The organism is Cryobacterium breve, assembly GCF_027594785.1.
GTDB lineage: Bacteria > Actinomycetota > Actinomycetes > Actinomycetales > Microbacteriaceae > Cryobacterium > Cryobacterium breve_A.
In genome coordinates, this window is sequence record NZ_CP075584.1 from 172,166 (window position 1) to 196,124 (window position 23,959).

Annotated in this window: 18 protein-coding genes and 2 pseudogenes; 17 read left to right on the plus strand and 3 right to left on the minus strand. The window is 61.8% G+C overall.

What is annotated here, in order from left to right:
* Positions 1–22: 22 nt before the first annotated feature.
* The gene (locus tag KIV56_RS00890; RefSeq protein ID WP_281534798.1) at positions 23–1,177 is read right to left on the minus strand and encodes an HNH endonuclease signature motif containing protein; all 1,155 of its coding nucleotides are present in this window, start codon (positions 1,175–1,177) and stop codon (positions 23–25) included.
* Positions 1,178–1,368: 191 nt separating this feature from the next.
* On the opposite strand from KIV56_RS00890, the gene KIV56_RS00895 reads away from it, so the two are divergent.
* From KIV56_RS00895 to KIV56_RS00935, 10 genes and pseudogenes are all read left to right on the plus strand, one after another.
* Positions 1,369–2,973, plus strand: coding sequence for an anthranilate synthase component I family protein (locus KIV56_RS00895; protein ID WP_281534799.1), 1,605 nt, complete (start codon positions 1,369–1,371; stop codon positions 2,971–2,973).
* A gap of 59 nt (positions 2,974–3,032) precedes the next feature.
* Positions 3,033–5,627, plus strand: a complete 2,595-nt coding sequence (gene leuS / locus KIV56_RS00900; protein ID WP_281534800.1) for a leucine--tRNA ligase — start codon at positions 3,033–3,035, stop codon at positions 5,625–5,627.
* Positions 5,628–5,887: 260 nt separating this feature from the next.
* The gene (locus tag KIV56_RS00905; RefSeq protein ID WP_281534801.1) at positions 5,888–6,766 is read left to right on the plus strand and encodes a helix-hairpin-helix domain-containing protein; all 879 of its coding nucleotides are present in this window, start codon (positions 5,888–5,890) and stop codon (positions 6,764–6,766) included.
* A gap of 28 nt (positions 6,767–6,794) precedes the next feature.
* Complete coding sequence (locus KIV56_RS00910) at positions 6,795–7,523, plus strand: hypothetical protein (RefSeq protein ID WP_281534802.1); 729 nt, start codon at positions 6,795–6,797, stop codon at positions 7,521–7,523.
* Between the two features lie 10 nt (positions 7,524–7,533).
* Entirely contained in the window at positions 7,534–8,937 is a 1,404-nt protein-coding gene (locus KIV56_RS00915) for a ComEC/Rec2 family competence protein (RefSeq protein WP_281534803.1), read from the plus strand.
* Between the two features lie 131 nt (positions 8,938–9,068).
* A pseudogene (locus KIV56_RS20090) lies at positions 9,069–9,344 on the plus strand (site-specific integrase); the annotation flags it as partial.
* 52 nt (positions 9,345–9,396) lie between these two features.
* Entirely contained in the window at positions 9,397–10,419 is a 1,023-nt protein-coding gene (locus tag KIV56_RS00920) for a tyrosine-type recombinase/integrase (protein WP_281534804.1), read from the plus strand.
* An 11-nt stretch (positions 10,420–10,430) separates the two neighbouring features.
* Positions 10,431–12,140: a hypothetical protein gene (locus KIV56_RS00925; RefSeq protein WP_281534805.1), complete on the plus strand. Its 1,710-nt coding sequence runs from the start codon at positions 10,431–10,433 to the stop codon at positions 12,138–12,140.
* Positions 12,137–14,215, plus strand: a complete 2,079-nt coding sequence (locus tag KIV56_RS00930) for a hypothetical protein (RefSeq protein ID WP_281534806.1) — start codon at positions 12,137–12,139, stop codon at positions 14,213–14,215. The genes KIV56_RS00925 and KIV56_RS00930 overlap by 4 nt, the downstream gene beginning before the upstream one ends.
* Positions 14,212–14,613 (plus strand): hypothetical protein, encoded by a 402-nt coding sequence (locus tag KIV56_RS00935; protein ID WP_281534807.1) that lies wholly within the window; start codon positions 14,212–14,214, stop codon positions 14,611–14,613. The genes KIV56_RS00930 and KIV56_RS00935 overlap by 4 nt, the downstream gene beginning before the upstream one ends.
* Before the next feature lie 121 nt (positions 14,614–14,734).
* Here the strand turns inward: KIV56_RS00935 and KIV56_RS00940 are convergent.
* A pseudogene (locus tag KIV56_RS00940) lies at positions 14,735–15,981 on the minus strand (LA2681 family HEPN domain-containing protein).
* A 659-nt stretch (positions 15,982–16,640) separates the two neighbouring features.
* Positions 16,641–17,912, minus strand: a complete 1,272-nt coding sequence (locus KIV56_RS00945; protein WP_281534809.1) for a hypothetical protein — start codon at positions 17,910–17,912, stop codon at positions 16,641–16,643.
* 982 nt (positions 17,913–18,894) lie between these two features.
* On the opposite strand from KIV56_RS00945, the gene KIV56_RS20095 reads away from it, so the two are divergent.
* The 7 genes from KIV56_RS20095 to KIV56_RS00970 all read left to right on the plus strand — a co-directional run bounded on the left by KIV56_RS20095 (position 18,895) and on the right by KIV56_RS00970 (position 23,881).
* On the plus strand, positions 18,895–19,173 hold the full coding sequence (locus KIV56_RS20095; RefSeq protein ID WP_432432587.1) for a helix-turn-helix domain-containing protein: 279 nt from the start codon (positions 18,895–18,897) through the stop codon (positions 19,171–19,173).
* A gap of 140 nt (positions 19,174–19,313) precedes the next feature.
* Entirely contained in the window at positions 19,314–19,562 is a 249-nt protein-coding gene (locus KIV56_RS00950; RefSeq protein WP_281534810.1) for a hypothetical protein, read from the plus strand.
* Positions 19,563–19,774: 212 nt separating this feature from the next.
* Positions 19,775–20,443 carry a Helicase associated domain protein gene (locus KIV56_RS20100; protein ID WP_432432588.1) on the plus strand — a complete coding sequence of 223 codons (669 nt, stop codon included), beginning with the start codon at positions 19,775–19,777 and terminating at the stop codon, positions 20,441–20,443.
* An 823-nt stretch (positions 20,444–21,266) separates the two neighbouring features.
* Positions 21,267–21,989, plus strand: a complete 723-nt coding sequence (locus KIV56_RS00955; protein WP_281534811.1) for a hypothetical protein — start codon at positions 21,267–21,269, stop codon at positions 21,987–21,989.
* Positions 21,990–22,150: 161 nt separating this feature from the next.
* The gene (locus tag KIV56_RS00960; protein WP_281534812.1) at positions 22,151–22,576 is read left to right on the plus strand and encodes a hypothetical protein; all 426 of its coding nucleotides are present in this window, start codon (positions 22,151–22,153) and stop codon (positions 22,574–22,576) included.
* The gene (locus KIV56_RS00965; protein ID WP_281534813.1) at positions 22,570–23,181 is read left to right on the plus strand and encodes a hypothetical protein; all 612 of its coding nucleotides are present in this window, start codon (positions 22,570–22,572) and stop codon (positions 23,179–23,181) included. Before KIV56_RS00960 ends, KIV56_RS00965 begins: the two co-directional genes overlap by 7 nt.
* The gene (locus KIV56_RS00970) at positions 23,168–23,881 is read left to right on the plus strand and encodes a hypothetical protein (RefSeq protein ID WP_281534814.1); all 714 of its coding nucleotides are present in this window, start codon (positions 23,168–23,170) and stop codon (positions 23,879–23,881) included. The genes KIV56_RS00965 and KIV56_RS00970 overlap by 14 nt, the downstream gene beginning before the upstream one ends.
* Positions 23,882–23,959: the final 78 nt, after the last annotated feature.

Here is a 23,959-nt window from a genome sequence, read left to right on the forward strand (position 1 = left end):
GGCCTCCGGTAGAACGCCTCTGTTAGAAGGGTGTCGGGTTGTCGGGGTCGTCGGGTTCGGGGTCGAGGTTCCAGACGTCGACGACCGGGGTCGGCGGTTTGGGCTCCGGTTGGGGTTTTCGGGGTGGTCTCATGTCGGCGGAGGGTTCCACGATGTAGCTGTACCCGGCCGGGGACGTCCACTCGATCCGACCATCACCCAGATGTCTCGGCGTCCACCTCGTGTAGCTCTTGACCGCGTGGTGGTACGGGCACAGGTGGGCGAGGTTCATCGCGTCGGTCTCGCCGCCGTGCTGCCATTCCACACTGTGGTCCAGGTCCGAGCGTTTCGCGGAGCGCCGGCAGCCGGGGAAGGTGCAGGTCTCGTCCCGCACCTCGAGCCATTTCTTGAGCGCTGCCGGGACCTTGTAGGTGTCGCGTCCCATCGAGAGCACGACCCCGGTCTCGGGGTGGGTGAGGAGCCGGGTGAAGCTCGGCGCACCCGCGGCGAGCCGCCGCGCGGTCTCCGGGTCGATGGGTCCGTACCCGGCCAGGTACCCGGGTTCCTCGCTTTTGCCGAGCAGGGTCAGGACGGGAACGGTGACGTTGACCTGCGCGGCCACGCCGGCACCGAGTCCGTCCGGGGTGACCCCGCCGATCAGGACGTCGGTGAGCACGTCTACGGCGATCTGCGTCAGCGTGCGGGTTTCGTCCGGGCCTTGCAGGGTGAGGGCCACGTCGAGGGTGCGGTGGTAGGCGGCCTGCACTTTCTCGGCGTCCCCGGTCACATACAGGGAGGCCATGCCGTCGTTGAGGGCCTGGAAGACCACGTGCCGGTCCTCGACGCTTTTCTGGTGCCTTGCGGTGATGGTTTCCGGGTGGGTGCGTTCCCGCACCCGCCGTGCCCTGTCGGCGAGTTTTGCCACGGTCAGCACTTCCGCAGCGGGCACGAGGACGTCCTCGAACACGGCCCGGGCCCGGCCGACATCGGCCAGCACCCGCTGGGCGGTATAGATCGCGTCGGCCCGCTTCGCGGCGGCCCGGTTCATTTCGCGGTCCGCGTCCCGGATCGCGTCGTAGACCTCGGCCAGGGACGGTTCCACGATGTTCAGGTGCTGTGCCTTGAGGTAGCTATCGGGAGGGATGTCGGGAGGGGTCCCGGGCGGGGGTTCCGCCGTGCTGTCCACACTGCTGTCCACCGGGCTTTCCAGAGGGGATTCTGAGGGTTCTTCAGCTGTCATGCCGGGAACTCTACGGATGACCATCGACATGCCACCGGCATCCGCACGCCCCGCACAAGACCTGTGGATAACCCGCTCAGAAGACTCCTGACACCGGGCCGGGACGCCCGCAGTGCCGCGAAGAAACGGCGGGCTCCTAGGCTAGGGGCGTGTCCGCAATCTCCCGCCCTCGCCGCAGTCCCGGCCGGGGCGACCACCGACGTTGGGAACTGGACGGCTGGTGGGACCCGGCAGAGGCCTTCGACGCGCTATACCGCGAGAGCGGACACTCCATCTGGCTCGATGCCGGCCCTGGCGCACGCACCGGCTTCAGCTACCTCGCCGGGCCGACCGAGCGCTCCCGGTTCGTGAGCGCCTCCGTGCCCGACGGAACCGTGACGGTCACTGTGCCCGGAGACCCGCTCGCGGCACCGGTCACGAGCCGCGGCACGATCTTCGACTTCCTCCGGGACGACCTCGCTGCGCCCGCGGGCACGCCCGGAGGAGCGTCCAAGCCGCACGAGCCGCACGAGCCGCACGAGCCGCACGAGGCGAACGAGTCAGACGATCCGGAACCAGGCAGCCGGCGACCGGGCGGCTTCCACCTCGGCTGGGTCGGCTGGCTCGGGTACGAGCTCGGCGCGCAGACCCTCGGCGTGCCGCAGCCGTCCTCGCGCTACCCTGATGCCGCTCTGCTCGAGGTCGACCGGATGCTCGCCTTCGACCACGAGAACCGCACCGTCACCCTGCTCGCCCGCAGGCAGCCGGGGGAGCCGGCCGGGCTCGCGGAGGACTGGGCGAGCGCCGTGCGGGCGCGCCGGGAAAGTACACGTGCGGCGCGGCATCCGCTGCAGGCCGTCGGCACAGCGTCCGCAGTGACTGCCGTGACCACGGCGGATGCCGCGCGCGAGCACCCGGCATCACCGCCCCGAGCCCGGTGGCGGCACGACGCAGCCCGCTACGCCGACCTGATCGGACGCTGCCAGGCCTTCATCGCCGCGGGAGACGCCTACCAGCTCTGCCTGACCAACGAGATCACCGTCGACGTGCGCCCGCACCCCGTCCTGGCCTACCACCGCCTCCGGGCAGGCAGCCCGAGCCACCACGGCGGCCTGCTGCACTTCGGTTCCACCGCCCTGCTGAGCGCCTCTCCCGAACAGTTCCTCGCCATCGGGGCCGACGGCGGCCTCTCGACCACGCCGATCAAGGGCACCAGGCCGCGCTCCGCGGATCCCGCGACCGACGCCGGCCTCCGCGCCGAACTCGGCTCGAGCGACAAGGAACGCGCCGAGAACCTGATGATCGTCGACCTGATGCGCAACGACATCGGCCGGGTCGCCGAACTCGGCACCGTCGCCGTCACACGCCTCCTCGACATCGAGAGCTACGCCCACGTTCACCAGCTCGTGAGCACCGTCGAGGCGCGCCTCGCCGCGGGGCTGACCGGCACGGATGCCGTCGAATCGTGCTTCCCGGCCGGTTCGATGACTGGGGTGCCCAAGCGGAGCGCCGTCAGCCTGCTCCGCGGCCTCGAGGACGGTCCCCGCGGCATCTACTCCGGTGCCTTCGGCTACTTCGGCCGGGACGGTGCCGTCGACCTCGCCATGGTGATCCGCAGCATCGTGCTCGACCCGTCGGGCGCCTCGATCGGAACCGGCGGCGGAATCACGGCCCTCTCCGTCCCTGCGGAGGAGGTTGAGGAGACCCGGATCAAGGCCGCGGCGCTCCTGGCTGCGCTGGGTTGCGACCCTGACCTCGTTACCAGCGCGGGTTGAGTAACCTAGAAGCTTGGACCGTGAAGCGTTCACGCCCGAATCACCAGAATGAGAGTCCCGTGGCACACGAGCACGACCGCACCCCATACGGCGTAGAGATCGACGAGGACGTCTATGACTTCGCCGCGATCCAGGCGAAGTGGCAACCCATCTGGGACGAGCTCGAACCGTTCCGCACGAGCGACCCCGACGACACCCGTCCGCGCAAGTACGTGCTCGACATGTTCCCGTATCCCTCCGGCGACCTGCACATGGGCCACGCCGAGGTCTACGCGCTCGGCGACATCGTCGCCAGGTACTGGCGCCAGCAGGGCTTCAACGTGCTGCACCCGATCGGCTGGGACTCCTTCGGGCTCCCGGCGGAGAACGCCGCCATCAAGCGCGGCATCGACCCGCGCGGCTGGACCTACGACAACATCGCCCAGCAGAAGAAGAGCATGAAGCTCTACGCTGCCTCCTTCGACTGGTCCCGCGAACTGCACACGAGCGACCCCGAGTACTACAAGTGGAACCAGTGGCTGTTCCTCCAGCTGTACAAGAAGGGCCTCGCCTACCGCAAGGACAGCTGGGTCAACTGGGACCCGATCGACCAGACCGTGCTCGCGAATGAGCAGGTGCTTCCGGACGGCACGAGCGACCGCAGCGGCGCGATCGTGGTCAAGAAGAAGCTCACCCAGTGGTACTTCAAGATCACCGACTACGCCGACCGCCTGCTCGACGACCTGAACCAGCTCGAAGGCACCTGGCCGGCCAAGGTGCTCAATATGCAGCGCAACTGGATCGGCCGCTCCATCGGCGCCGACGTCGACTTCGCCATCGAGGGCCGAGAGGCGGTCGTGAGCGTCTTCACGACCCGCCCGGACACGCTCTTCGGCGCGACCTTCATGGTCGTGGCCCCGGACTCTGACCTCGCAGCCGAGCTCGTCGCCGACTCCACTCCCGAGGTGCGCGAGCGCTTCCAGGACTACCTCGTGCAGATGCAGAAGAGTACCGACATCGAGCGCCAGGCCACCGACCGGCCCAAGACCGGCGTCTTCCTCGAGCGTTACGCGATCAACCCGGTCAACGGCGAACGCCTGCCGATCTGGGCAGCGGACTACGTCTTCGCGGACTACGGCCACGGCGCCGTGATGGCCGTCCCCGCGCACGACCAGCGCGACCTCGACTTCGCCCTGAAGTTCGGCCTGCCCGTCCGGGTCGTCGTGGACACGACGGCGCCCCTGACCGGTACCCTGCCCGTGATCACCCCAGGCATGATCGACGGCACGGAGGAGCTGCCAACCACTCCCGCGCCGCTCGACCCCGCTGAAACCGGCGTCGCGCTGGCCGGGGAAGGCCGCCTGATCAACTCCGGAGCACTCACCGGGCTCAGCAAGAACAACGCGATCAAGCGCATCGTCGAACAGCTCACCCAGGACGGCACCGGCAGGTCCGCCAAGAACTACCGGCTGCGCGACTGGCTGATCTCCCGCCAGCGCTACTGGGGCACCCCGATCCCGATCATCCACGGCCAGGACGGCGCCGAGATCCCCGTGCCCGAAGACCAGCTGCCGGTGCTGCTGCCCTCGACCGAGGGCCTCGACCTCAAGCCGAAGGGCACCTCCCCGCTCGGCGGCGCCACGGACTGGGTCAACGTCCCGAACCCGATCGACGGCACCCCGGCCCGCCGCGACGCGGACACGATGGACACCTTCGTGGACAGCTCCTGGTACTTCCTCCGGTTCCTGAACCCGAACGACGACACCCAGGCGTTCGACCCGAAGGAAGCCGAGAAGTGGGCTCCCGTCGACCAGTACGTCGGCGGTGTCGAGCACGCCATCCTGCACCTGCTGTACGCCCGGTTCATCACCAAGGTGCTCTTTGACCTCGGCTATGTGACCTTCACCGAGCCGTTCACCGCACTGCTCAACCAGGGCATGGTCATCCTCGACGGCACGAAGATGTCCAAGAGCAAGGGCAACCTCGTCTACTTCACCGAGGAGATCGACCAGTTCGGCGTCGACGCCGTGCGCCTCACGATGGCCTTCGCCGGACCGCCGGAGGACGACATCGACTGGGCCGACGTGTCCCCGGTCGGCTCAGCCAAGTTCCTCGCGCGCGCCTGGCGCGTGGCCAAGGACGTCACGAGCGCTCCCGACGTGCTGTGGAAGACCGGCGACCCGGCCCTCCGCCGCGTCACGCACCGCTTCCTCGCCGACGCACCCGGCCTGATCGAATCGTTCAAGTTCAATGTCGTCGTCGCGAGGCTGATGGAACTCGTCAACGCAACCCGCAAGGTCATCGACACGGGCGCAGGCCCGGCGGATGCCGCGGTGCGCGAGGCCGCTGAGGCGACAGCCATGGCGCTCAACCTGTTCGCGCCGTACACCGCGGAGGACATGTGGCAGCGCCTCGGCTACGAGCCGTGCGTCGCTCTCGCCCAGTGGCGCAAGGCCGACCCGCGGCTCCTCGTCGAGGAGTCCGTCACGGCCATCGTGCAGGTCGACAACAAGGTGCGCGAGCGCCTCGAGGTCTCGCCGAAGATCGCCGCCGACGATCTCGAGGGCCTCGCCCGCGCGTCCGCTTCGGTCATTCGTGCGATCGGGGACCGGGAGATCGTCCACGTGATCGTCCGGGCGCCGAAGCTCGTGAGCATCGTCACCAAGCCCGTCTGAGCTCCTGACGGCGGGCAGCCGCAAGCGTAAGAACCGTGAGGAACGCTGACGGTCCGTGAGCAGCCCGGCGTTCCTCGGAGGGCCGGCCGATTTCGCCTGGCGGGCCCTCGACAGGCTCGGGGCCGGGCCGGTTGTCCACCGGTCCGGTCCTCGGGCGGCGCCCCGCCCGGTGGTGCGCTTAGCCTGCCCGGATGGAGACTCCAGGGCCATCGACCTGGCCGGAATGGGAATCAGAGCCAGAACACAGCCACGATTCCGGCATGGATTCCGGCCGTGATTCCGGACTGGATCGCGACCGTGAGCACGTCGAGCGGCGGGCCCCCGCCGACGGGGCCGACCCTTTCCGCGGCCGCATCCCGCCGCTCGACACGCTCGCGCCCGCCGCCCGCCGTCCGAACCGGGCTCGGCTCCGGATCGGCCTCGGCGCGGCGGTCGTGCTCCTCCTTGGCGCTCTCCTCATTGTGGTGATCGTCACGGCGATTGGGCCCCAGGCCGGTCAGCACATACTCGTCCCCGCGGCGAGCGGAGCAGGGGGCCGCGGAACGTCGACAACGTCCCCAGGCACGGACTCGGCGTCCGGCTCGTCCGGTTCGAACTCGGCCACGTTCGGTCCTGCCTCCGGAGCGGCCGGCTCCGGTATCTCGCGGGCCGCACCGTCTGCGGCCGCCACGGCTGCCCCCGTCATCCTCGTGCACGTGCTCGGTGCCGTTCTCCGGCCGGGACTGTTCGAACTGCCGGTCGGCGCCCGCGTGGTCGATGCCGTGTCTGCGGCAGGGGGATTCACCGCTGCGGCCGATCCGGCGGGGACCAACCTCGCCAGGCCGCTCGCGGACGGCGAACAGGTCTACCTGCCCGCGATCGGTGAGACGGTGCCGGGCGGTGCGGGTGGGACGGGCGGCACCGGCGGAAGCGGGGCAGGTTCGGGTGGCGGTGCCGGGCTTCCCGCCGTGAAGGTCAATCTCAACCGGGCGACGGCGGCCGAGTTGGATGCGCTGCCGCGGATCGGACCGGCCATGGCGCAGCGCATCGTCGACTACCGGTCCGCCAACGGTCCGTTCGCCTCCGTCGAAGACCTGCGGAACGTGACAGGCATCGGGGACAAGACCTTCGAGGCCCTGAAAGACCTCGTGACGGTGTGAGGGCGTGACGGTGCGAGGTCGTGACGGAATGAGGTCCGCGGCAGGTCGGGCAGGTCGGGCAGGTCGGGCAGGTCGGGCAGGTCCGGCAGGTCCGGCAGGGTCGGCGGGAACGGATGCGCGGCTGGTCGCGCCTGCGGCACTGGCCTGGGCGACGGCCTGGTGGCTCACGGGTGCCCCGGCGTTCGCCGGGCGGGTCGCCACACTCCTGTGGGCGCTCGTGGCCGCGATCGCCGTCGCCGTCGCCATCTCCATCGCCGCGGACGCGGTCTCCGCAGCGCACAGGGGGCACTCCCGTCCGGCGTCCCTCCCGGCTTCCTCCCGGGAGTCCGACAGGGAGTCCGACAGGGAGTCCGCCAGGGAGTCCGACCCGCCCGTCTGGAGACGCGCGCCGCGATGGCGCACGACCGGATGGCGTGCTGCCCGGGTGTCGTTGGCCGCAACCGTCTTGGTCTGCGTGACGGCCGCGGCTCTCCTGGCGTCGCTCGTCGCGGTCGCGGCGACGGACCGCCTGCCTGCCGAGATCGCAGGCATTGCCGCGACTCATTCGACCGTCACGGCCCGGATCGTCGTCCGTTCGGTTCCGGCGAGCGCTCCGGCCCTGTCGGGTTTCGGCGGCACAGGTTCCGACACCGCCGGCGGTGCATACGCCGGGAGCGGGCGCATCCGGTTCAGGGGGCGCCCTCATCGCGGTGCGCACGGTGACCGCACGGGCAGCGACATCGACTGCGACAGCGGCGGTGACTCCCGGGGCGCGTGAAGGACTGTCCGTGCCCGTCCTTGTGTTCGCCGCTGCGGCCGCGGCGGACGGCCTGCGGATCGGCGCGACCGTGAGCCTGGATGCGACACTCGTGGCCACGGAACCGGGAGACGCCGCCGCCCTCCTGGTCTTCGACGACGGGCGACCGGTGCCGGTCGCCGCGGCGCCGTGGTGGCTGGACTGGGCGGATGCGTTGCGCTCGCGCTTCGCCGCCGCGGCCGCGGCGCTGCCGGGAGACGGGGGAGCGCTGTTGCCCGGGCTTGCAATCGGGGACACGAGCGCCGTCGGCGACGACCTCGACGCGGCGATGAAGTCCAGCGCGCTCAGTCATCTGACCGCGGTCAGCGGCGCGAATTGCGCGGTCCTGATCGCGATCATCATGCTGCTCGGCGGTCGGTTCCGGCTCGGCCGGCTCCGACTCGGTCGTGGCGCGCGGATCACCCTGTCTCTCGTGGTGCTGGTGGGATTCGTCGTGCTCGTGACCCCGGAAACGAGCGTGCTGCGCGCCGCGGTGATGGCGGCGGTGCTCCTCATCGGAGTGGGCGTCGGAAGGCCTGGTCGCGGACTGCCCCTGCTCGCGCTGTCCGTCGTCGTGCTGCTCGCGACGGACCCCTGGCTCTCCCGAAGCTACGGGTTCGCGCTCTCCGTGCTCGCCACCGGCGGTCTTCTCGTGCTCGCCGGCCCGCTGACCAGGTCCCTGGCCCGGTGGCTTCCGACCGGGCTCGCGGCCGTGATCGCGATTCCGCTCGCCGCCCAGCTCGCCTGCCAGCCCGTGCTCGTGCTGCTGAGCCCCACCTTTCCGCTCTACGGAGTGCCGGCCAACCTGCTCGCAGAACCGGCGGCTCCGCTCGGAACGGTCCTCGGCCTCGCCGCGTGCGTGCTCCTGGGCTGGTTTCCCGGCCTGGCGGGCGTCGTGCTCTGGTCGGCGTGGGTTCCCTCCGCCTGGATCGCGGCCGTCGCGCGGACCACGGCCGCGCTGCCGGGAAGCAGCCTGCCCTGGGTCGGCGGTCCGTTCGGTGTGGCCGTCACCGTTCTCCTCACCGCGGCAGTGCTCGTGCTGCTCCTGCGCCGGGGCACAGCGACCGGGGCGCGGGCCGGAATCGGGGAGCGCGGCCTCGGCCTCCGCCCTGGCCGCGACGGCACGTCTCGATCACGGCAGGGTGAGGGAAGCGGGGCCCGGCGCCCTCGACGGCCGCGTGCAGGTGGAACCGGCCGGACCCGTTCGGTCCTCGATGGCTGGTCGGCGGCCGCGCTCGTCGTGCTCGTGCTGTTCGTCGGCGGGTATGCGGGCACGCTGATCGGACAAGCCGTCGGACGCGCCGTGACGTTCCCCGCCGACTGGCAGATCGCCGCGTGCAGCTTCTTCCCTATTGAATGGTATCTGTTGCGGCATTCAATGTTGCGTTTAGGATAACGCTGTTGCGAGGAGGCTACATGTCTGGTTGGCGAGTGAACTGGGTTCCAAGGAGCTCTCAAGGAGATGCTTCGCAAGCATTGATCGCGGCCAGGGAGAATGCTGTCGGCATTTCGCCGGGGTCGGCGTACATGAGCGATCCAACGCTGAAGGTGGATCCGCTTCTGACGGAATTCTTCGTTAGTGCTACATTCGGTCGCCTCGCAGAGACCACCCAGATCTCGTATACAAACGACTACCGGGTGCTTTTCGACTTCTTGTGGGGGCGTGGGAAGACATGGACTCAAGCGACAACCGATGATCTTGAAGATTTCGAGGATTGGAGGCGGCGGGCCCCGACAAATCCTCACACGATTGGTGGATCCAAATGGATGCGTGAGCTGGCGGCTTTCAAACGGCTATTCGACTGGGCGCTCTCGAGTGAGCTTGTTTTAAAACCATCCGTTGACGACTCGGTCCGTGGTTACCCGGTCGGGAGATGTTATCGAAGTGCTCGAAGCGACGACAAAGGATGTTCGCAGCGCGAATGTGAAATGGCTCACACCCGCAGCATTTCGACTTTGGCGGGACGTGGGGTTGCGCGGCTACACGGGTGTTGGTTTGGAAGATTCGTCTTGGCGTGGACGGAGTTCAGATAGAAACGCCGCCTATGCGGACTTACTCTTTGATAGTGGGCTCAGACGATCTGAGGGTGCGGCATTGCTTTGCATCGAGCTACCCAAGGTGGAATCAGGCCGGCGTTACCAGTGGGGACGGCTCGCCAGCGCCACATCAAAATCTCGTCGGCCGCGCGCATTCAACATGCGTAGCGAGACGCTGAATTCGATTCAGACTTACATGGACTCGACGAGAGCCGGGATCGTGCGGCGCGCGCAAGAGCTCGGAACCTATGAAGCAGACGAGGATAGGCGAGTCGTCGAATTTGTGAAGGAGAATTCGCGCGGCACTTTCGTGAAGTGGATTGGTCCCGACTTGGTGTCATATGCGGCGCCCCTCGACCGGATTTCGCCCCGAGTTAGAGCCTCGCTTTACGTGCCGACAGATCGTGGCTTAGAACCGTGTGCACTCTGGCTTTCGGAAGACGGGCGGCCCATGAAGAGCCACTCCTGGGAAAACATTTTCATGGCGGCGACCGCGCGTTGCCGACTGCTCCTCGGGGATAGTGCGCCATTCGCCACTCCTCACATGCTGCGTCATACATTTGCGCTGTACATGCTTGTTGCTCTAATGAGTTCGATGGATAGTCGTTTCGGGTTGAGCCCGTCTGATCGTCGAGATTTTCAGCTGCTCTACGGTGATCCTTGGCGATTGGTTCAGAATCTTCTTGGCCACGCTTCGAGCGAGACAACTCGTCACATCTACCTGGCCCCAGTGACCGACCTTCAGATTCGGATCATCCTCGAAGGCGAGCTTGAAGACGGGGCCGAATTCTTGTCTGCGATAGCTCTCCTGTCAGGCCGAGTCCAGGACGTCGACCGATGATGACTCGTGGAGTGCGGGCCACGCTTCCGGAAACGCCCCACATTCGACCGCTCGTTATTTCGGAAAACGGCTTGGTAGTAACGCACACCTCGGAGAATGATGCCAAATCCCGAGTCTACGATTTTTCAGCACTCGCGGACAGCTCGGCGTTAGCTCTCGACCTCGCGGCCATTATGGCAAGAAAGGTTCGTCCGACAGGGCAATGGAGAAGCTTGTTGACGAGCAAACAGGGCTGGGAATCCATGAAGTCGTTTGCAACGTTTCTAGCGGACCAGGAGCTCGCACAGGGTGGGCTGTCCGACGTCACATCGACGATGTGGCGTGCCTGGTGTCTTTCTCTTCCGGACAACACGGGTGGGCGACGTTATGCTCGCGTTTTACGTTCGGTACTCATCGACTGCGCTGAAATTGCGGATTCACTCAGAGATTTACTCTCCGAACGCTCGATTAAAGACGTGGCGGTCGAGCAGTCGTACTCAGATTTCGACTTGAATGCTCGGTCGCGCGCTGCTCGCGAAATATTCCGAGCAGCAGAACAGCGGATTGAGATGAATGCCAAGATCCTGAATATGCATCGGTCTGGCCATAAATGGACCAATCAAAACGATAAATTGCTCGCCGACGCACTCGAGTCGATTGGGCGATCCGGCGATGTCCCGGTGATCTTTGACAGCAAGAACGTTCGAAACGTGCAGTACCGATACGTGCGAGCCCTCGGTGGGGAAGACTGCGATCACACATGGAAGAGACTATTCCTCGACGTAGGTGAAGCAGCAGCCCTAGCCTTCTTGATTGCCGAGTGTTCTGGATGGAACATGACGACAATTTCCGAGCTTAACGTCCCTGAACGAGTAAGCACAGCTAGTGACCGGGTTATCCACCGTGTCACACTGGTGAAGCGTCGGCGAAGTCGCCCGGACGTTTACGAAACGCGAAACATTGAGTCGCCAGATGCGAAGTCCCTCGGTCGGCTACTATCTCGTGCTGCCGCTGCAACGACACCGGCTCGCGAATTTCTTGACTCACTTGGAGTCCATTCTGACCGTCTGATTATTTCTCGCGTAAACCGCGTCTTAACGCCGTCTGATAGGGCTTCAGTTGTCCGTTTCGGCATTTCACGTACAAATCAGCGTGCCTTCAAGGACGCCACCGGCTTGGCCTTAAACTTTCGGCGGATACGCAAGGCGGTCAACACCAGGAGTATCCGTGGGCCCAATCAGAACACTCAAGCAACTCATGATCGAGTTTATGTCTCGCCTGACCGTGATGCGCAGAAGCTGTGGGCAGGCGTAATCGCTGCCGGGGTGAACGCCGCGATCACGGATGCGGAACATGCAGTTCTAGCGACAATCACAAAACGGAACGAAGAGCGTGGTCGCGACACTGTTACGGCCGCTTGCACGGACGACACTCACAGCCCTTTTGAAGAAGCAGGTGTGGCCTGTAGGGCTTCATTCCTCCTGTGCCTTGCATGTCCAAATGCGATCATCATGCCGAAGCACAGAGGACGGATCGCGTATCTGCATCAAGCACTCAGGGAGCTACGCAATGTGCTTGATAGCGCAACCTGGCAGACGCAGTGGCTGCAGCATTTCAACAGGCTCGAGCACGTTCGAACTCAGTTCTGCACGGATGCAGAGTGGAAGGACGCGCTTGCCTCTGTCAGTGCTCTGGACGCGGCAGTGGTAAATCACTTACTGAGAGGCCGGCTCGAATTGTGACCAGTCCTGAATCCATTCCATTGGGAACGATAATTCCGAGTGCAGAGGATCCGATTGCATTTGGTGAAACTGTGAAGAATCAAATGGGCGAGCCCATTCCTCGATTCTCGGATGAGCGGTGGCCGATGGCATTCTTGAGCGCGAATCCGGCCATGCCGAGAGTGGTCGTTGTTTGGTCATCGTTCCCAGACAGTCTCCGTGAGCAATCCCGGTTAGCAGCATGGGGCTACATAAATCTGCCAGTCCCGGCTAGCCACTTACGAAGACATGCCGCGGCGATGCGACCAACCCTTGGCGCTTTGCGTGTTTATCACAGCATCAGCGACCTCAGGGTCTTCGCCCGTTGGCTCGATCTCAAGGGCGAATCCGACTTCGCGAACGTGACCGCAAAGATGATGGGCGAATATGCCAGATACTTGCGGGATGACCGACGTGTCGCGAGAAACACAGCGATTAATCATTTCCTAGCCATTACCCGCCTTTGGCTCCTCGGTGAATGCGGTCTGCCAGTCGCACCTCGTGATCCGCCACCGTGGTTGATACGACCTGATGACTATCTCCCCGCGGATGGCGTGGGCAAAGGGGAGAACGTTACTGAGCCGATCTCAGCCGAGACGATGGGCCCTCTTTTGCATTGGGCGTTGCGATTTGTTCGAGAGTTTAGCCCGGACATTTTGCGGCTAAAGGTTGAACTCGAAATATCGCGAGCACAGGCGGACAAAGTCCGAGTTCTGCCGCACCTGGTCCAGCGGGAGCGTTTGGCCGAGTATTTCCGGAGTCTGAAAGCGAGAGCAGCGCCAGTACCGATCCAGGACCAGTACTCGACGATAAAGGTGGATGCCGCTGTCATAGCCTTGGCAACGGGTACCACGACCGAGGCAGTTTGGATTTGGGCGAAGTCCCCGGACGTGCGCACATATACGGAGCAGAACCATGCTCCTGCACGGTCAGGCGAACCAATTCGGAGCGCTTACACGGGTGAAGTGTTCAGACCTCCTGCGACGAAAATGGAAGCGGGACAACTAATTAACTGTCTTGAATCGGCGTGCTACATCGTGGTCTGTTATCTAACCGGCATGAGACCAGGTGAGGTCCTGACGCTGGAAAGTGGCTCGCTGCAGGAAGGAGATCATGCCGGCTGGGCGTATCTTGCCGGGCGCACCTATAAGAACTCGCGTGATAGCGCCGGACGGCACGAATCGAATGGCATAGCGAGAACTCCTTGGGTGGCCGTGACGCCGGTAATCGAAGCCGTCAAAGTGCTGGAGGACTTACATCCTGGAAAACTGCTTTTCCCCAGCCGTCATGCCCAGGGATCCGGTCGTTCGCTCGCTTACCAAACTGCCTCAGATCGTGTCGAGACGTTTATCAACTGGGTAAATCTCCATGGTGCGAACGTGGGACCTGAAATACCGCGCGACAAATATGGTCGAATTGTGCCGTCTCGATTCCGCCGAACCCTGGCCTGGTTTATAGCGAATCAACCTGGCGGGCTGATCGCTCTGGCAATCCAGTACGGTCATCTGCACACCGCGATTTCGGAGGGATACGCGGGACGGGCGCGGGACGGTATCCAGACGCTTATCGACTTCGAGAGTGCACGATCCATTGCGGCACGCCTCATGAGCGCCAACGAGGATATAGAGCACGGCTCAGGCGTGTCAGGACCAGCGGCGAACCGGTTTCTATCGGCGGCACGTGAAGCGTCTGAGATGTACTCCGGTGCTGTAGTTAATCGACGACAGGCAGTGGCTTTGCTTCAAAACCCACGCCTCACGGTGTACGAAAATGAAGCCGCCTATTTGTCCTGCAATTTCCTTGCCAGACAAGCTCTCTGCCTAAATACTGAGAGCCAGGCCACCGCTCCGAGTCTCGAGCGGTGCAAGGCCGGCTGCATGAACATCAGTCGAACGGACGAACAGGCCAATTCGATGCGGAAGGAAGCATTGAATCTCGCCGAGCAGGCGGACTCGGGCCTCCTACCTGAACCGATCTCGAATCGGTTGCGATCACATTCCGAGAATATGTTGTCGGTCGTTAAACGGCACGAAGACGAAAGAGTCTTTCGAGAATGAGCACGTCAGAACGACAGCTCATTCGCGCTGCGATGGAACGTCTATTGGCAGGTGACCCGATCCGCTCCGACGGAGCGCTCACCATCGTCAGCCTCGCCGAAGAGGCCGGTCTCAAGCGCCATTATTTAACGCATAAACACACCGACCTTCGCGACGAGTTTTATGCCCGAGTAAGAGCTCAAGGCAAGGTTCCAGAGAGCGAAGTCAAGCTGAGGCAGCAACTGAAGGGAGTGGAAGCTCGACTCGAAGCTGCCAGACGGCAGCTGCAGGTTGCTACACAGGAGCGTGATGCCCTCCTACGTCTAAACAACCTGCTGGCAACCGAAAATCGACAGCTGACTGCAGCGCATCGAGAACCAAACTCGATTATTCCATTCAACTCGAGACGGGATCGATGACCCTCCAGAGGTTGAGCGCCGAGACGAGCCGTTGCCATCAATTTGCACGTTGAATCCGCGGGTGCCAACCAGGGCTTTCCAGGCTACTGAGCGAAGGCGGCGTGCGGTCGTGGGGTACGCACTAGCGCTGGTTCGGTAGGGGGAGACGAAGTTGCTTGTCCTCGTCAGGGATTGCGTCTTCCTGGTCCTGAAGCAGATCGATCAGATAGATGTAGGAAGCGCGTGCTACCCGAAGAGACTGGTGGGTGGCCTCGATAAGCGAATCGGCGTCGACGCTACTGTGGGCTAGAGCGGTGATTCCAGTCGGAGCGTGATGCGTTACGTGTACAAGCCGGTGCGTGCCGGCATTTCGAAGTGCCTTGGCGTCAGGATAAAGACCCGCTGGGTCCATGTCGAACGCGACTTCAGCCAAGGCAACGGCGCCGCTTGTGAGTCGGACTGGAAGTGGCAGTCCGTCTCTTAGCTGATCCTCGCCGGGCTTCCGCCAGTAGCTGTTGAAGTTAACCCGCTGCGGTGGGATGCCAGATTTGAAATGGTCGTTCGCAGCGACTGCTATCTTGTCGAGCAAGTCAAGGTGGCGCGTTGCGCGAGGATGAGCTGAGCGGAGGGTTCACCATAGATGGAGAGGTCCAAGGTATTCGCGTATGTTCCAGAGTCCGTGGGATGCTGTGCGTAAAGGGACTCTGCCAGCAACCGCTCGCCTTCGTAAGCGAGCCGTCGCGCAACCAAGTACTCCGCTTTGAGGACGTTCATTGACATAAAGATCGTCGGTGGATCTGGCTCCCCGATGCCCACGGTTACTGATTCGACCATTGCGCTGTCCCAGTGTGGGTCATCTGAGCCCAGCCCCTCGACGGCCATGGTCAGGGCCAAACGGTGTCGTTTGATCCACTGCTGATATTGATCCAGCGGGTCACCATCATGGGAGGTATGGCCAGTGCTGCCGGAGGGCGGAAGCGCGTCCCAGCGACGGGCCACGTTTTCGCCGGCGACTTCGACAGTACGAGACCGGTGGCGTTGCGCTTGCAGTCGATAATTGTCGTAGACGGCCGCGTAGTGTCCGCCCAGACCACGGCCGCGAGCGCTGCGAGTTCGCAGAAGTTCTGCGGCGTTGCCCGCCGCATTCCCATTTGTCGGATCTGCCTCCAAGGCCTCTACAAATACCTGGTAGGCCTCTAACCACCGGCCGGAATGGTCAAGCATGTTGGCAAGATTGCACAACGCGCGTCCGCGGGTGTCGTGGTTCGTCCCCGAATACCCGACTGACGCGTACAGTGCCCGCGTCGTCCTCAGACTTTCACGGTCCCTGATCGCGAAAAGTCCCTGGGGTTGCGATGCGGAGGTTGCGCGCCAAACCGCTAGATCCATTTCATGCAGGGCGGAGAGCCCGTTTGCAATGTTGTACTCAAGTTGTTCACGTATCTCGGGGTAAAGATCCCTGAGTAGCGCGTCTCGAGCGCATTGAATGCCGCTCTCGACTGCAGGGCGGTTGGCGCGGTCGCTGCCGAGGTTGATTAGCAATGAAGCGGAACTAAATTTCAGCTGCGACCATTGCGGTCCGCTAAGGTCACCGCGCACGAGAGCGGAATCCGCGTCTGCAGAGAAGGACTCCAGCTGCACGATTGTGCCGGTGTGTCTTGCAGCGGACGATCTCGCTAGTGTGTCGCGTCGTTGCTTCCAAATGCTTGGCAGTTGATTACTATTCGAGACCACTGCGTTCCTTTCACCAATCTTCAACCGTAGCGACTCGAGGGTCGATGGGGTCGACTCTGCATCGAGTAGAGAATCAAACAAGCTGCTTCCCTAGTCGGGTTGTGGCGGCGGAGCCATGAACCATTGCCGAACATTCCGAAATCGAATATGGTGCCGACGATGGAATCGGACTTCTTGTGGGCGAAACCCAACTGCCAGCGATGCCTCGTTCCCGCGGTCTTCGCGGGAACGGTCGCCGCCCCCTACTGGTGTTGCCCGAGTTGCGGACTTGTGTGGCTTTCCTCTTAAGGACTAAGTCGGGGCGGCGGTAAGGATCAGCTCGGCCTGGTGTGCCGCGCACGGGCGTAACGAGAATGAGCTCCACGCGGAAGCCATCGAGCCGTGCGCGTCGGAACCGGACCCAGTCGCTGAAAGCGACCGGAAAAGTGAGAGGTGCGTTCAGGTGCAGGTTCAGTTGGAAGTGGAAAATCTCGAATTTCGGCTTTGGCAGCAGAGTTCAAAGCCGCTAGGCCAGCAACACTGTTGCGGAGGGACGGCAATTGTCCGATTTCGGTCTTGAGTATTGTCAAGGGAGACCTCAACTGTATGGACCAGGCGCTGACCAGTATTGCGCTCTGGACGACGGCAGCTGCCCAGAAACCGAATGCGAGAGCAGGGACTATCGACAGAGAGAGAAGGCAGCCGACACTAATTGAAAGCCATTTGGCGCGACTACCTCGCTGACCGTTCCGGGCTGCGACCAAGGCACGTTCCATAGCGGACCAAACGATTCTTGATCCGATTGCGAATAGTGCAGCGTCCACCAAGGGAGCCGTGACTAAAATTCGAATCAACGCATTAACCTCGGTCGGGAGGCTTCCTGTCACGGCCGAAAACATGCACGATGCGTAGAACAGCGCGAAGACAACAAATGTGATGACCCACGCTAAACGTCGGGCGGGTGCACCTGTCTCCTTCTGAATCCATTTGAGGCTCGCATCGTTCAACGTGCGCGGGTTCGAGCTGCCGCCCTCCGAGCTAATCCACGTGGACTGCCATGATTGCCGATGCCTAGCTCCCACGTCGAATCGTTCTCTTTCCACCGTTGCAAGTGCCATGACTTCTGCAGGTGATTTCGTGCTCGCGGACGCCAAGAGGACGAAGACCCAAGCGATACCTGCAACTATTGATGCCATTTCCAGGGCTTGAAATGACGCCTCGTTTGGCTTAGTAGTGGCCTGCACCGCATTGACGAGCGCTCCGATTCCAATGAAGGCAGTAAATATCGACACCACTAGAAGGGTTTCAGAGATGATCAACACGGATCCTTGCGTCCGTGTTGACATTTCGGCTTGTCCTGGGCGATCAATTGAGCGATTGCCCGGACCCTCGGAGCGGAGAATAGTTGGCTTCTCCGCCAACACGAGGCCGACAATTACTGCTGCAAGTGCAGAGACGGCGACGAGTGCGGCGCTCGGGTCGATTCCGATGACGGCTGGGGTTTGCGTTGCCAGCGATATCTCTAGGCCGTAACAGGCTGCCGAAAGTACCGATGCAACCAAAACGACCGCTCCCGCCTTCTTGACGATCTCGTGTTTTGCGTCCAAGACGGGCGTTAGGGCGGATGCATCCCTATCCCTCGTGGCCGTTGCGCGCCGTGCAACTTGAGGCACGGCGCGAGAGCCGTTTCTTGCAGAAAACGGTGCTTGGTGACGCATTTATGCCCCTAATGCGCGCCAATTTGTGAGCGCACATCCTGAGTATGACTTTCGGACGGGCCCTCGAAAGATTGAATGCGCGCCTTGAGTACCCCCACTCTGGGAATTGATTGGACCTGATTCCCTAGGACGGTTCTAGGTTTGCCAGCGCCAAAGCCGCTCGTCGTTAAAAGTTGGCGATGCCAACGCACGTCTCGTTGAGGCCGAGCCCGGGTGACTGAGGGGTCTTAAATTTGGCGCCCTCAGTCCTGCTGGCTGGATCCAGTACTTGGGGACGCGCAGCGTGCGTGTCCCTGTTCGTGAGGCCTTTGAAGGCCATGACCCAGGCGTATGCAACCGCGTAATACTCGTCCCGGACAGATTGCTCGAGCCCATCCCAAATTGGGAAGTAACCCCCGCTCGCACCGTTCAACACCCCCGCGTGAGCCCTTGCGAGGTCTCTCACCATGCCCCAGTCAGCGGGATCCGCAATCTCACTGACTAGTGCCTCCCAATGGAATCCGCCCCGCAGCCCCTGCTGAGCCCGAGCTGCGTCGTCAAGGTTCGGTTCGAGTCGAGTGGGTTCACCAAAAGTCCGTACCGATAGGCGGACGATGCCGACGTTCACCTGCAAAAGGAAAGCGACGAGTTCGGACGCGAAGCATTCAGGCTTCGCGCCCTCGGGCACGATTGCGACCTCGTCGAGCTCAGGCAGCCACACGACGGCACGGTCAGAAGCGTGCGCGATGATCGCTTGAATGCGTTGAGCCATTGAAACCCCTGACATTCCATGCTGCCTGGAGATCTGTGAGCCAATTCGTGCTGTAGGCACTACAAAAGTTTGCCACATATATGTTGCCACGGGTTGTAATTCCACGGCCAGTGTTGATTGGTGCCTATTCCTCGTGTTTCCGATGAAGACGCGTGGGCACTTTACGCCAGAGCCATAGGCCACCGAGTTCGGGCCGCGCGAGAACGCAAGGGCTTGTCACAAGATAGGGCTGCAGCGGAAAGCGGCATAAGCCGTACTCATTTTCAACGCATTGAGCAAGGCATGGGGAATGGGTCGGCTGCGAATCCTTCACTTCGGACGTTTGCGCGCATCGCGTCTGCCCTGGGCGTGGAAGCGAGGGAGCTGCTACCACCGAGCAATGTAGGCGAGGATGGCTAAATAAGCATTCCTCCGGTCGGAAGAAGTCAGGGAACGTATCCGCACGGATCGCAAAGGAGCTCAACGATCCCCGCTCACTCACTTTGGGGTTATCTCACAGTGAACCGGCCACGTGCCCGGCATGCGCCGCACAAGGCACGGTGGAGGGGGAGGAGGCGCTGAAAAGCCGATGGGAGACTGATCCGTTCATCGATGTGGACCGCGACGGCGATCCGATCTACCAAATTTACGTTTGGCTGGAGATTGCATCTGAGTATTTCAGCTGTAATAACTGTCGCCTTGTCCTAGATGGGGCCGACTTTATCAACCTCACAGAGCTACCACAGTCATTTGAAGTTGAGGGTTCGGACGACGACATCGAATTCGAGTCTGAATACGGCAACGACTAGCTGTACTGGATTGACCGCAAGGGCGCCCAGTCAAGTTCGGGCAGGGCCTTTGGCCTCTAGCCTCGTTGCGTGTGCTTCGACGGAGAGGCCAGAGCGCGTGCGCTTCAAGCGAGCAATCGTGCGCGGGTGTTAGGAGAGACGACTTCGAAAGTGCGAGTTGCCTTGACGATAGCTGTGCCAGCGGCGCTGTAGATTCACCGTGGGGGTAAAACATGAGAAGCGCATCTTGGGATCAGAATCTGCAGGATCTTGCAGAATACGTGAGCGTCAATGGCCATATGCCGAAGAAGAACGACCGCGTCCTACAGGACACGGAGACGCTACGCCTGGCAAACTTCGCGGCAGGTCAGCGAAGACGGCGTAGTGGGCTTTCGCCGGAGCAGGAAGCGGCCTTGGAGGCAATCCCCGGCTTCGCTTGGTCACCTGGGCCCGATGCGTGGAACGCAAATGTCCAGGATTTTGGGACATTCTTTCTCGAGCACAAGAAAGTGCCGACGACACCGTCAGCCGATCCGCGCGAAGTTAGGCTTGCAGTGTGGGCAGGCGAACAAAGGGCGCTCCGGCGCGGGAACGGTACTCGCAACCCTCCGTCGGCCGAGCGGCAAGCGCAACTGGAGAACGTTCCAGGGTGGGAATGGGAACCAGTCGCTCACAAGCTGAATGCGAGAGTCGAAGAACTCGCGGCGTTTATTACACGCGAGGGGCGCCCGCCGCGCCGACCGAAGTCGCCGTCGCGGGCTTCGTTGAGTGCCACGCAATTCGCGGAGTCCTCACTCTCAACGTGGCTGAGTAATCAACGACAGAGGGAACGGCAAGGAAAGTTGGACTCCGAATTACGGGCTCGCATAGAACGGATTCTGGGGAAGCCACTCAATCCGTAGGTTGGCTAGTCCGCATCTCGCAACGGGCCTTGGTTGTGGCGGGGTACTTGAGGAGAGCTTTGGTTGTGTGGTCTCCGATATGAGGCAGTGCGCCAGTATTTTTGTGGAGTTGCAGTGGCTTCTCGAATGTCGGCGGTCGTCGATAGGTTCAAGGCAGCCCCCCATAGAGCGGGCGTAACGAAAGGCGCATCCCTTGTCGATACCCGTTGAACTCCGCGAAGTGGCGTCACAGATGAATAACCGCATTTTGCTTGAGCCCGGATGGCGAAGCGAGGCGAACCACCGTCAGCCGTTCTGGGTGGGACGACTTCTGACTGCCTTAGTTCTGGCAGTCGACAAGGAGTCGGTGGAGTACGTCAGCGGTCGCCTAACGCGCGAAGACGAAAGGCTTGATGCCGAGCTAGTAATCTTCACCAAGAGCTTCCTTGTTCATGCCAAAGTTGCCGGTGGTACCGGGGACTCCGAATCCGAGGCCACTCATCAGGTGGAGATTAGGCGTCGAAGCGACCTGGTGAGCGTCACGATTGCCGCCACCGAACAAGTCTTCAGGCTCCGATTCGTTCGACCTATGGCCGGGCGATTTCCAGCTTGGGCTTGCATACCAGGGAGGCCTCCTACTGAAATTGCCATTCGAGCGCATCGATAACCGCACGGGTCGCACAGAGCACGAAGCCCTAGCCGTGTCCCTTCGTGAGGACCTGCGGGCTTAGGTTTGGACGCCGTTGCAAGTAGGGCAAGACAGCCTCTTACTCGACAGCCGGTGGGGGGACCGCTGCCGACGCCAAATCCGGCTATTTAGCGAAGCGGGAGCTAGAGTTCGCACATGAGCGCCACCCCAGAGAAAGCCAAGGCGTGGAGCCTAGCTGGAACAATTGTTGAGGCAGCAGTGTCTGTCGTGCCAGTCTTCGGCGGTCCGGCAGCCGTGGTGACGAATCGACTATTCAACATGCCGATTCAACAACGCAACGACCGAATCATGACGGCCATTCAAGCGGACATTGCGACCCTGATGCAGCAATTCGACTCATTCGTGCCCGACGAAGTTTTGAGCTCGGAAGAGTTTATGGCCGCCCTGCATCGCAGCTTCCGAGCTGCCCAGGAAACTTCTAGCGACGACAAACGAAAGCTTCTCAGAAATGCTCTTCTGAATGGGTACGTCCTGGTAGAAGCGCGCCCGAGGGCTGACGTGTTTCTTCAACTCATTTCACGTTATGAGGTGGGTCACATCGTCGTGTTGCGTGCTATTCAAACGCTCATGGCGGGTCGGACAGAAGCCTTAGGAGACGCGCAAACGCTGGTTCAACGTCACCTTGCTGCACGCGGGCAGACGGCTGAAGTGCCGGGGTGTTTTCGAGCTTTGATCAACGACGGCCTTGTGTTCGTCATTACCGAAAACGAGGTCTATGAACAGGGAGGGCCTCCTGCGCGGTTTGGCAGTCCCATTGCAAAACAGGTGACTCGCACTACAAAATGGCACAACATCACAGAGGAAGGGATTTCTTTTCTAGAATTCCTGGAGGATCCTTTGTTGAAATACCCCGACTAGGAGCCGCTGCACTGACAACAGTCGGAATTCGATCTCGCGAGTGCTCGACCACCTTCTCGTCACGGGAGTAGTCGCAGCATGTTGAGTGTCAGTATCGTCTCCATGGGACATAGTGACTTCCAAACGGTTCTCCCCGGCGCACTTAGCCGGCGAAAGGCTTCATGACAGACGCTGACCGGTCGCGGGTGAAGGAGGAAGGCATAGTGCAGGCGGAAACTCTTTGGCGACAAATTGAGTCGAAATGGGGTCTACTCAACGTCATTGACGTATTGAATGTGCTCCATCTCGCCAAAGGCGACGAGGACGAGCTTGCTCGGATGCGAGCTGAAGGTCGCCTTCTCGCCTTCAAACGTGGAGGTGAGTGGGCATACCCGGAGTTCCAGTTTCAAGCTGAATCTGGACTCATCGAACCGGTCATCACCGACCTCATCCAACTCGCGAGCCAATTGAACTGGGTGAATGAAGAGCTCGTTATCTGGCTTTGCTCGCCTTCCGGGTACTTTGGCGGAGATCTGCCCATTGAACATCTGCACGGTCCCGAGGACTTGCTCGAGAAGGCTCGAAAAGAATGGACTGTTGAGTGGTGAGCTCCCAGCGAATGGACGACTCGAGCAGCCCTGGCCAGAACGGCGCGCCTGTAACACTGTTCGTCGATGTCGATGGCGGCCTTTGCGCGACGCCGGTCTACCTCGGCGCGGTGTGGCCACTTCTGGAGCGAGTGGAACTTGTAACTCCGCCGCCATATCCTTCGTATGCTTGGGTGAACCCCGCTGCGGTCGCTGCACTGAACAAGTTGATCGACGAGGGGCTGGTGCAACCAGTGTGGTGCACCACTTGGGATGACGCAGCCAACTTTCTGATACCCGCGGTGGGACTGCATGGCGGACCTTGGCCTGTGGCCACGGTTGGAACACGGCAGGGCGACCTCATATGGCAGGGCATCTGGATCAAGACGGAAGCTGTCAACCGTTACACCAAGGAGACGCGATTCGTCATGGTTGACGACTTGCTCGGAGAGCCGGAAGTCCGTCCCTGGACGGCCCAACGCCGCAGCATGGACATGGCCTTTGGCGGCGAAGACACACTCCTGATCGGTACCCGTGCCGAAAGAGGACTCAGCGTCGATGATGTCGGACGTATTCGCCTATTCGCGGAGATTTATGCACGAACCAACAGAGGTGAACGGAAATGATGGATCAGATTCTGGAACGCAGGCCGATACGATGCCCTTGAGCGCTGACAGCCGGCGAACCTACTTTAGGTTCGATCCTGAACTCGATGTCGAGGACATCGTTAAGATCGCCGGTATCGCACACGAGTCAGGGCAACGAATGTTGATGGTAGACCCTGGCCTTTCCATTGAGGAGATCAAAGGTAGGCTCGCCACGCACGGTCCGAGTTACTTCATGGACCAGGTGCGATTCCAGGAAGATATTTCGCCGCTTGCCAGTCCCAAGACAGCGGAACGATTCATTGCAGAACGCCTCTCCCTTCTCGCACCGGCGAATGAACTTATCGTCACAGACCCTTTTCTGTTCACATCCTCAAGGGCCAAGGACGCGGATGAATACAGCGACGTAGTAGCTCGGGTCCTGAACCCGCTTCTCACTCGCGCATCGATACTTCGGGTAATTGTCTCGCAAAAGAACAGTGCGGACGCCGTGGCCCTCCTTGTGAAAGAAAAGCTCAATCAGAAGAATCCTTTCCTTGGCATTGAAGTGACTTACTCAGAGGACTTTCATGACCGATTCTGGATAGCGGACCGTGAGCGTGGCATCATCATGGGCACCTCTTTGAACAAGATCGGCGGCAAGATTTTCTTTGTCGATGCGCTTTCCAATGGCGACATTAGGGCGGTCCTCAAAGAAGTTGATTCGATCATCGCTGTCTGAGGTCGTCGATAGAGTTGTGTGACAGGTTGACGTGGATCACGCGCCAGTCAGCTATTTCCGTCGAACCTGAGGAGCACC

What these genes read in the sequence shown, in the direction of transcription:
- KIV56_RS00905 (WP_281534801.1), top strand. Translation starts at nt 5,888, where the DNA reads ATGGATTCCGGCCGTGATTCCGGACTGGATCGCGACCGTGAGCACGTC.
- KIV56_RS00910 (WP_281534802.1), top strand. Translation starts at nt 6,795, where the DNA reads ATGAGGTCCGCGGCAGGTCGGGCAGGTCGGGCAGGTCGGGCAGGTCGG.
- KIV56_RS00935 (WP_281534807.1), top strand. Translation starts at nt 14,212, where the DNA reads ATGAGCACGTCAGAACGACAGCTCATTCGCGCTGCGATGGAACGTCTA.
- KIV56_RS20100 (WP_432432588.1), top strand. Translation starts at nt 19,775, where the DNA reads ATGAGAAGCGCATCTTGGGATCAGAATCTGCAGGATCTTGCAGAATAC.
- KIV56_RS00955 (WP_281534811.1), top strand. Translation starts at nt 21,267, where the DNA reads ATGAGCGCCACCCCAGAGAAAGCCAAGGCGTGGAGCCTAGCTGGAACA.
- KIV56_RS00960 (WP_281534812.1), top strand. Translation starts at nt 22,151, where the DNA reads ATGACAGACGCTGACCGGTCGCGGGTGAAGGAGGAAGGCATAGTGCAG.